This window comes from Streptomyces sp. (assembly GCF_019510245.1).
GTDB lineage: Bacteria > Actinomycetota > Actinomycetes > Streptomycetales > Streptomycetaceae > Streptomyces.
In genome coordinates, this window is record NZ_JAEKKT010000340.1 from 1 (window position 1) to 9,562 (window position 9,562).

8 protein-coding genes are annotated in these 9,562 nt (G+C 73.2%); 6 read left to right on the top strand and 2 right to left on the bottom strand.

Annotation, left to right across the window (positions count from 1 at the left end; translation table 11 throughout):
* From JF597_RS50750 to JF597_RS50765, 4 genes are all read left to right on the top strand, one after another.
* Positions 1-670, top strand: a 670-nt coding sequence (locus JF597_RS50750) for an alpha amylase C-terminal domain-containing protein (protein ID WP_294013201.1), incomplete at its 5' end; no start/stop codon positions are given.
* A 106-nt stretch (positions 671-776) separates the two neighbouring features.
* Positions 777-1,865: a glutamate--cysteine ligase gene (locus JF597_RS50755; RefSeq protein WP_294013218.1), complete on the top strand. Its 1,089-nt coding sequence runs from the start codon at positions 777-779 to the stop codon at positions 1,863-1,865.
* Between the two features lie 140 nt (positions 1,866-2,005).
* Positions 2,006-3,916, top strand: a complete 1,911-nt coding sequence (locus JF597_RS50760; protein ID WP_294013204.1) for a long-chain fatty acid--CoA ligase — start codon at positions 2,006-2,008, stop codon at positions 3,914-3,916.
* Positions 3,917-4,013: 97 nt separating this feature from the next.
* Positions 4,014-4,448 (top strand): ATP-binding protein, encoded by a 435-nt coding sequence (locus tag JF597_RS50765; protein WP_294013207.1) that lies wholly within the window; start codon positions 4,014-4,016, stop codon positions 4,446-4,448.
* A gap of 57 nt (positions 4,449-4,505) precedes the next feature.
* Here JF597_RS50765 and JF597_RS50770 read toward each other — a convergent pair whose 3' ends face one another.
* A complete protein-coding gene (locus tag JF597_RS50770; protein WP_294013210.1) occupies positions 4,506-5,315 on the bottom strand; it encodes a methyltransferase domain-containing protein in 810 nt (269 codons plus the stop codon).
* 257 nt (positions 5,316-5,572) lie between these two features.
* Here JF597_RS50770 and JF597_RS50775 point away from each other — a divergent pair, with 257 nt between their 5' ends.
* Together JF597_RS50775 and JF597_RS50780 are read left to right on the top strand one after the other, a co-directional pair.
* A complete protein-coding gene (locus JF597_RS50775; protein ID WP_294013213.1) occupies positions 5,573-6,949 on the top strand; it encodes an NAD(P)/FAD-dependent oxidoreductase in 1,377 nt (458 codons plus the stop codon).
* Positions 6,950-6,986: 37 nt separating this feature from the next.
* Entirely contained in the window at positions 6,987-9,215 is a 2,229-nt protein-coding gene (locus JF597_RS50780) for an FUSC family protein (RefSeq protein WP_294013215.1), read from the top strand.
* A gap of 7 nt (positions 9,216-9,222) precedes the next feature.
* Here the strand turns inward: JF597_RS50780 and JF597_RS55905 are convergent.
* Positions 9,223-9,562 (bottom strand): DUF5133 domain-containing protein (locus tag JF597_RS55905; protein ID WP_366916570.1); only part of this gene is annotated, 340 nt, incomplete at its 5' end.

Sequence of the window (9,562 nt, forward strand, 5' to 3'; positions counted from 1 at the left end):
CCACCACGAGATGACCTTCTCGATGGTGTACGCGTACAGCGAGAACTACGTCCTGCCCATCTCCCACGACGAGGTCGTGCACGGCAAGCGCTCGCTCGTCTCGAAGATGCCCGGCGACTGGTGGCAGCAGCGCGCCAACCACCGCGCGTATCTGGCCTTCATGTGGGCCCACCCGGGCAAGCAACTGCTCTTCATGGGGCAGGAGTTCGCCCAGGGCGGCGAGTGGTCCCACGCCGACGGCCCGGACTGGTGGCTGCTCGATGCCGGGTACGGGGCCGAGGCCGATCACCGGGGTGTCCGGGATCTGGTCCGCGATCTCAACTCCGGGTACCGCGCGCACCCCGCGCTGTGGCAGCGGGACACCGATCCGGCGGGTTTCCAGTGGGTCGTGGGTGACGCGGCCGAGGACAACGTCTTCGCCTTCCTGAGGTTCGATGCCGAGGCCCGGCCGTTGCTGGCGGTCTCCAACCTCTCCCCGGTGGTCCGACCCGGCTACCGGCTGAGCGTGCCCAAGGGGACGCCCGTCTGGCAGGAGATCCTCAACACCGACAGTGCCCGGTACGGCGGCGGGGACGTCGTCAGCCGGGGGCCGCTGCTCGCCGACGACGGGGCTCTGCGGCTCACGCTGCCCCCGCTCGGCACGGTGTGGCTGGAGCCTGTCGCCCCGTAGCCCGCCGCGGGCCGGGTCACGTGTTTCGACGGCCGGGTCCGGGCAGTCCGGGATGAAAGACCTCGCCGCGCCAGGTCGCGGCCCGGCCGGAGGGCGGTTCCCCGTGCTGCGTACCGTCGGAGTGGAGGAAGAACTCCTGCTGGTCCACCCGGACAGCGGGGAGCCGGCGCCCTGGTCGGCCGCCGTCGTCGACCGGGCCGCCCTGGACGCTCCCGGGCAGGCCGTGTTCCAGACCGAACTGTTCGGGCAGATGCTGGAGCTCGCGACCAGTCCGCACCGGGACATGGCGGAGCTCGGCGCCGAGATCGTGGGCTGCCGCAAGGAGGCGGGCCGGCTGGCCGGCGAGATCGGCTGCGCGGTCGCGGCACTCGCCACCTACCCGCTGCCGGTGGACCCGGCGCTCACCGGGCACGAGCGCTACCGCTGGATGGCCGGGCGGTACGGGGCCGCCATGGTGGACTGGTTCGTCTGCGGCTGCCACGTGCACGTGTCGGTGGAGTCCGACGAGGAGGGCGTCGCCGTCCTCGACCGGATCCGGCCCTGGCTTCCCGTGCTGCGCGCGCTCAGCGTCAACTCGCCGTTCTGGCAGGGCCGGGACTCCGGTTACGCCAGTTTCCGCAGCCGGCTGTGGGCGCGCGGCCCGTCGGCCGGGCCGACCGAGCTGTTCGGCTCGCCGGAGCAGTACCGGAGGCGGGTCGCGGACATGGTGGCCAGCGAGGTCATCCTCGACACGGGGATGGTGTACTTCGACGCCCGCCTGTCCACGCGCTATCCGACGGTGGAGATCCGGGTGGCCGACGTGTGCCTGCGAGCGGACACCACCGTCCTCGTCGCCACGCTGATCCGCGCCCTGGTGGAGACGGCCGCGCGCGACTGGCGGGCCGGACGGCCGCCGTTCGACCCCGGCGTGAGCATGCTCCGGCTGGCCTCCTGGCAGGCCGCCCGCGTCGGCCTGGAGCAGGACCTCCTCCATCCCGTGACCATGCGGCCCCGGCCCGCCGTCGAGGTGGTGCGCGCGCTCCTCGCGCACACCGCGCAGGCACTCGCCGACAGCGGTGACACGGTCGGCGTCGAGGAGGCCGTCGCACAGTTGCTGCACAGGGGTACCGGCGCCCGCGAGCAGCGGTCGTTCCTGGAGCGCACCGGGAGCCTGCGGGACGTCGTCGTGGAGTGCGTGCGCCGCACCCAGGGCTGACTCCGGCGCTGAGCTTTGTCATCGGGTGGAAACGAGTTGACCGTTCCCGACACGAGCCGCACTCCCCTGGGCTACATTCGACCCGCGTCGACAACAGTACCGATCGGGAGGGTAACCCTCCGTACATCCAGGAGCAGCGCATGCGCGACTACGCCCTCGCTCCGACGACCGCTTCGACCCTGACCGGCGGGCTCGCCGACAGCATCTTCGAGACGGCGGACCGGAACCCGACACTGCCGGTGCTGGCGCGCCGGCCCGAGGCCGCCGCGGGCTGGCAGGAGGTCACCGCGGTCGAACTGCGGGACGAGGTGGTCGACCTGGCCAAGGGGCTGATCGCGTCGGGGATCTCGCCCGGGCAGCGGGTGGCCGTGATGGCGCGGACGCGCTACGAGTGGACGGTGTTCGGCCTCGCGCTGTGGTCGGTGGGGGCGGAGGTCGTCCCGATCCACCCGACGTCCTCCCGGGACCAGGTCGAGTGGATCCTGCGGGACGCCCGCTGTGTGGCGGTGGTGGTCGAGGACGAGCAGGCGGTGATGACCGTCGGCACCGTGTGCGAGGGGCTGCCCGGGCTCAAGCACGTGTGGCAGCTGGACGCGGGGGCGCTGCCCGACCTGGTGCAGAAGGGCACGTACGTCCCGCTGACCACGGTGGAGTCGCTGCGCCGGATCGTGATGCCCGACTCGACGGCGGCCATCACCTACACCTCGGGCACCTCGGGCCGTCCGCTGGGCTGCGCGCTGAGCCACCGCGGGCTCGCGTACCCGTGCGACACCCTGCTGGCGGGCTGGGGCCACACCGCGGCGCGCCCCGGTGAACAGGCCTCCGTCCTCGCCTTCCTGCCGTTCTCGCACGTGTACGGCCTGATGATCATGGTGATCTGTCTGCGCGGCGGGATCCTGATGGGCCACGAGCCGGAGATGACCGAGGCCGCGCTGGCCGAGGCACTGCGTACGTTCCGGCCGACCTACCTGTACGCCGTGCCGTCGGTGCTGGAGAAGGTGTACAAGACGTTCCTGCGCACCTCGCAGCAGCACGGCCGGGGCGCCCTCTTCGAGCGGGCCGCGGAGACCGCGCGGGACTTCGCCGCGGCCACGGAACGGCAGCGGCTGGGCACCGGGGCGGGCCCGGGCTTCGACCTGCGGCTGCAACACGCCCTGTACGAGCGGACGGTGTACCGCAAGCTGCGGGGAGCACTCGGCGGACGGGTGCTGCGCGCCACCTCCGGCGGTTCCTCGCTCAACCGGGAGCTCTCCCTGTTCTACGAGGGCATCGGCATGTACGTCCACGACGGCTACGGCCTCACCGAGTCCAGCGGCGGGATCACCATGCAGCCGCTGGGCCGGGAGAAGTCGGGCACGGTCGGCCAGCCCCTGCCGGGCACCCAGATCCAGGTGGCCGACGACGGCGAGATCCTGGTGCGCGGTCCGTCGGTGTTCCAGGGATACGTCGGCGACGACTACGCGACCCGAACCGCGCTGCGCGGCGGCTGGCTGGCCACCGGGGACATCGGGCGGCTCGACTCCGAGGGTTATCTGACCATCACGGGCCGCAAGAAGGACATCCTCATCACGAGCAGCGGCAAGAGTGTGGCCCCGGCCCCGCTGGAGCAGCGGCTGCGGATGCACCCGCTGGTGCACCAGGCGGTGGTCGTCGGCGACGACCGGCCCTGTGTGGGCGCGCTGATCACCCTGGACCCGGACTTCCTCGCGCACTGGCGGGGAGCGCTGGCGGTGCCGGGCGACTCGCCCGGGCGCGAGGCGCGCGAGGAGAACGCGCTGCGCGAGGAGATCGCCCGCGCCATCGCGTCCGCCAACAGCGTGGTCTCCCGCGCGGAGTCGATCCGCGTCTACCGGGTGCTCCAGGAACCGTTCGCCCCGGACAACGGCATGCTGACGCCGTCGATGAAGCTGCGCCGGGACGCCATAACCCGCCACTACGCGGCCGAGATCGACGCCATGTACCAGGCCCGCTCACAGGCGGCACGCCGGCCGGGCCGCCCGGGCCGGGCCGAGCCGGCCGACTGGGACGACTCGGACAACGTGTTCCGGTGAGTGGATCACGCGTATCCGGTGCCAGGGTGGGAACTCGCGGCGCAGAAGACAGAGACCAGCGCGACGAGGACACCTTTCCGGGACTGAAAGAGATGACATGGGGACCGGACCACGGCGGGACGACAGAGGATCCGCGCAGGAGACCGCCGGATGCGCGGTCCCCTTCCCGGGCCGGCTGAGCGACGTGACGGGCGCCCGGCTCGCCGCCGACGGCTACCTCGCCGGTCTCGCCCGCACCTCACCGCCCGCCCATCCCGACTGCTGGAACGACATCCTGCTGGTCGTGACGGAGCTGGCGGCCAACGTGGTCCAGTACGCGCCGGGCCCTTTCGAACTGCGGATGCGCCGCACGTACGACGGGGTCCACGTCACGATGCACGACTCCAGCCAGGTCCGGCCCGAGCCGCGGCCCTTCCACCCGGACGGGGGCGGGGGCGGCATCGGCTGGCACCTGCTGCACACCCTGTGCGACCAGGTCAGCGTGGTCGTCACCGCGGACGGCAAGGACATCCACGCCTTCCTGCCCTGGTGAAGGCCCGGTGGGTGCCTGATGGAAGCTGGTAAGGGTGCCCGGTGGGGCCGGGTGCGGTCACTCGGGACGGTGCGCGACCACCCCGAACATCGTCACCGACATGTGCACCGCGCCCTGCTGGGCGGCCTCGGCGAGATCGGCGTACAGCGTGTCCCGCTGTTCGGCGGTGACGGCGCCGGTGCGCACGGCGGCCTCACCGAGCATGCGGATCAGCGGCCAGGCCACCGAGCCGTGGTCCTGGAGCAGGGCCTGCGAGCCGCGGTCGTCCACCACGAACCCGGCGGCGCTCAGCTGGCCGACCAGGCGGCGCCCGGAGTAGGGGTTGGCGCCGCCCAGGGCGGCCGCGGTCAGGGCGCGCACCACCACCGGGTCGCCGGGGTGCAGGAGGGTGGTCCCCCAGTCGGTGTCGAGCACCGCCACCCGGCCGCCGGGGCGCAGCACCCTGGCCATCTCGGCGATCGCCCGGTCGGGATCGTGGAGGTGCTGGAGGACCCGCTCGCACCACACGACGTCCATCGAGCCGTCCGGCACCGGCAGCGCCTCGGCGTCGCCCTGCAGGAAGCGGGCCCTGCTGCCGGCGGACCGCTCCTCGGCGACCGCGCGCAGGCTCGGGTTGACCTCGACGCCGATGGCGACACCGTCCGGGCCAAGGGCGGCGGCCAGCGCCCGGGTCTGCGAGCCGGTGCCGGAGCCGACGTCGAGGAGCCGCTCGCCGGGCCGCACCGCCAGTGCCTCCTCGGCCCAGGCGCGCAGCCGCCGTACCCCGGGATTGGCGTCCTGGGAGTCGAGGGCGGCCACCAGCGGAGTCACGCGGTCGGGGTCGATGTGCCGCTTCTGGAAGCCCGTTCCGGGCTGGGTCTGCGCCATGGCGGGCACTCTACTGGCGCGCGTGATCGCCGTGTGGCGGCCTTCGACCGGACGGCCGTCCGGCGCATATCTGTGCGACAGCCGGTTTCTCCCGGCGATCGAGGGGCATGCTGGAGCCCACGCGTTCGTCTGCCTGCTCCGCCCGGCTGGCGGGACGGCGTCGGGCACGGTGGGATCGATGTGGTGCGAAGCAAGCGTTCCTGGGCACGCGGACGGCGTCGAGCCGAACAGCCTGGAGCAGCGGAAAGGGATACACCGTGACACGACCCAGGATCCTGGTGGTGGGCGCAGGCTTCGCCGGAGTGGGGTGCGTGCGCCGCCTGGAGCGGAAACTCTCCCCCGACGAGGCGGACGTGACCCTGGTCTCGCCGACCTCCTACCAGCTCTATCTGCCCCTGCTGCCGCAGGTCGCCTCGGGCGTGCTGACGCCCCAGTCGATCGCCGTCTCGCTGCGCCGCAGCAAGAGGTACCGCACCCGGATCATCCCGGGCGGCGCGATCGGCGTGGACCTGAAGTCCAAGGTGTGCGTCGTCCGCACCATAACCGACCAGGTCGTCAACGAGCGGTACGACTACATCGTGCTGGCCCCGGGCAGTGTCACCCGCACCTTCGACATTCCCGGCCTGACCGAGCACGCGTTCGGTATGAAGACCCTCGCCGAGGCCGCGTACATCCGCGACCACGTCATCGCCCAGCTCGATCTCGCCGACGCCAGCGACGACCCGGCCGAACGCGCCGCACGGCTGCAGTTCGTGGTGGTCGGCGGCGGCTACGCGGGCACCGAGACCGCGGCCTGTCTGCAGAAGCTCACGCACGCGGCGCTGCACCGCTACCCGAACCTGGATCCGAAGCTGATCAGGTGGCACCTGATCGACATCGCCCCGAAGCTGATGCCGGAGCTCGGCGACAAGCTCGGCCGAAGCGCCCAGGAGGTGCTGCGCCGCCGCGGCGTGGACGTCTCCCTCGGGGTGTCGATCGAGAAGGCGGGCCCCGAGGAGGTCACCTTCACCGACGGCCGCGTGGTGCCCACCCACACGCTGATCTGGACGGCCGGGGTGGTCGCCAGCCCGCTGATCGCCACCCTGGGCGCGGAGACGGTCCGGGGACGGCTCGCGGTCACCGCCGAGATGACCCTGCCCGGCCACGACGGGGTGTTCGCGCTCGGCGACGCGGCGGCCGTGCCGGACAAGGCGAAGGACGAGCCGGGCGCGGTCTGCCCGCCGACCGCGCAGCACGCCATGCGGCAGGGCAAGGCGGTCGCCGACAACGTGATCGCGACCCTGCGGGGCCAGGCGCTCCACCCGTACGTGCACAAGGACCTCGGGCTGGTGGTGGACCTCGGCGGCAAGGACGCGGTCTCCAAGCCGCTCGGCATCGAGCTGCGCGGGCTGGCCGCCCAGGCGGTGGCCCGCGGTTACCACTGGTCGGCGCTGCGCACCAACGTGGCCAAGACCCGGGTCGCGACCAACTGGCTGCTGAACGCGCTGGCCGGCGACGACTTCGTGCGTACCGGCTTCCAGTCCCGCAAGCCGGCCCGGCTCAAGGACTTCGAGTACACGGACACGTATCTGACGCCGGAGCAGGTCCGGGCACGTGCCGAGGGCCCCGAGGACCCCGGCGGCTCGCCGGCGTGACGCAGAGCGCGGCGGAGTGAGAGCGGCGGGGCGGTCGGTGCGGGCGGAGGTCCGGGGACGGCTCGCGGCGGCCGACCCCGGCCTGCTCCGGTTCACCGCCGGCCTGCGCACGGTCACGTCGATCGCCCTCACGCTCGCGGTGCTGGCAGCGCTGCGGTACGACGTGTCCCACCTGGTGGCCGGGGCCATCACGGCGATGGTGGCCACCTTCGCCATCCGGGAGAAGGGGCGACCGCAGCAGGCCGTCACGCTCGCCCTCGGCCTGCCGGTGGCACTCGCCTCGATGTCGCTGGGCGCGCTGCTCAACGCGCGGGTGGTGATGGGCGACCTGTTCTTCGTGGCGCTCATCTTCTGCGCGGTCTACGGCCGCCGGTTCGGCGACCGGGGCACGGCGCTCGGGCTGATCGGCTTCCAGATCTACTTCGCCTCGCTGTTCGTGCACGCGACCGTGCCCGCGCTGCCGGGGTTGTACGTCACGATCACGGTGGCGTTCGGCTGCGCGGCCCTGGCGCGGTTCGTGCTGGTACGGCAGACCCCCGCGGGCATCCTGGCCCGGCTGCGGCGCGCCTTCCGGGCCCGGCTCGCCCAACTGGTCTCCGCACAGGCGGAGTTGCTCGACGCCGGGCCGGACGAGCTGGACCGGGCGGTGGAGGAGGTCCGGCTCAGGACCGCCCGGCTGCACGAGACGGCGCTGCTGATCCAGGGGCGGCTCGCGGACGGCACCTCCGACGAGACGGTGGCGAGGCTGGTGCAGCGCCGGATCGCGGAGGCGGAGATCGCCGCCGAGCGGCTCGGGCTGCTGCTGCTGACCGCCCGCGGCACCGGGCGGGCCGACACGCTCACCCTCCATCTGCCGGGTGCCCCGCTGCCGTCGGCCCTCGGGGAGCCGGTGCGGGACGAGGCGATGGAGCGGCTGCGGCTCGATCTGGAGGCGCTGCGGCTGCTGGTGCTGCGGCCGGGCGGCCCCGGGAAGGGGACCGCGCTGGCCGGGCTCCGCAACCGGCTGCTCGGCTACCGGGAGGGTGAGAACCTGCCGCCCGCCTCGCCCGCCGTCCAGGATGTCTTCCGGGGCATCGGCGAGGCCGGGCGCGCGGTGCTGGGGCTGCGCATCGCCCTGGACGGGCCGCAGGACGAGTCCGACGACACCCCCGCCACCTCCCGGTCCCGGGAGGAGCTGGACGCCGAGGACGCGGCCATCGCGGGCGCCGAGGAGGGCGAACGGCGGGCCGGGGAGGAGACCGGGCTGCGCCGGCCCACCACGCGGGCGGCGGTGCAGGTGGCGGTCGGCTCGTCGCTGGCCATCGTCGGCGGCGAGTTCCTGTCCGCCCAGCGCTGGTACTGGGCGGTGCTGACCTGCTGGATCGTGTTCATCAACACCTCGTCCACCGGCGAGATCCTGGTCAAGGGCTACCGGCGGCTGCTGGGCACGGTCCTCGGCGTGGTGGCCGGCATCGGGCTCGCGGGACTGGTCGGGCACCACACCTGGACGGCGTTCGGGCTGGTGCTGCTCTTCATCTTCGCGATGTTCTACTCGGCACCGCTGTCGTACACCCTGATGTCGTTCTTCGTGACGGCGATGCTGGGCCTGCTGTACACGCTCCTCAACACCTACAGCCTGGACGTCCTGGTGCTTCGGGTGGCCGAGACCGCGCTCGGTGCGGTGTGCGGGGTGATCGCGGCCGCGGTGGTGCTGCCGGTGCACACCGACCGCCGTACCGACGAGCTGCTCGTGACGGCGCTGGACCGGCTGGCCGACGTGACCCGGGCCGCCGCGGACCAGTTGAGCGGGGCGCCGCCGGTCGACCTGGTGGAGAAGGCCCGGGACCTGGACCAGGCGCTGGCCGATCTGGCCGCGGCCGTCCAGCCGCTGACCCATCCGATCACCCCGCTGCGCTCCCGCCGGGACACCGCCCGCTACGTGGTGGCGCTTTTGGAGACGTGCGCCTACCACGCGCGGTCGCTGGCGGCCACGGCGGAGCTGCTGCCCACCCATCCGGCCATCGCGGCGGATCCCCGGCTGCGCGGGGCGGGACGGCGGATCGTGCACAACATCGAGGCGATCGCCGCCCATGTCGGGCAGGAGGGGTCGGACGCCGGGATCGAGACCGGCCCCAGCATCGCGTCGATGCTGGAGCCGGGTACGTTGCGCGCCCCGCGCTACGGCAGGGTGACCGACCGGGTGCTGCGCCATCTCCAGCGCCTGGACGAGTCGGTGGCGGGCCTGGCCCGCCCGCTGCGGGTCCCGGTCCGGCGGCCCGCCCCCTGACGCCGGGTCACTCCGCCACCGCGAGGGGGGCCGAGGCGGAGTCGCGCGATGCCGCGAAGGCCGCCGGCGGGGGCGACGGCACTCCGGGCAGGGCCGCGCCGGCCGCCGTTCGCGCGACCGCAGTGTCCAGTGCCGGAAGAGAGGGCGTGGCGGGGATCGTGACAGGTGGGAGGCCGGCTGTCGCGGCGGCGGCCAGGAGGTGGCGGGACTTCGCCAGGGCCGCGGCGATGTCGCGGGTTCCGGTGATCACGCAGAGCGTGTAGGCCAGGTCGCTCGCTCTCTGGTCCGCTGCCGCCTCCGCGGTCAGGAGACGCTCGTAGTCGTCCACGAGCCGGCGCAGCGTGGCA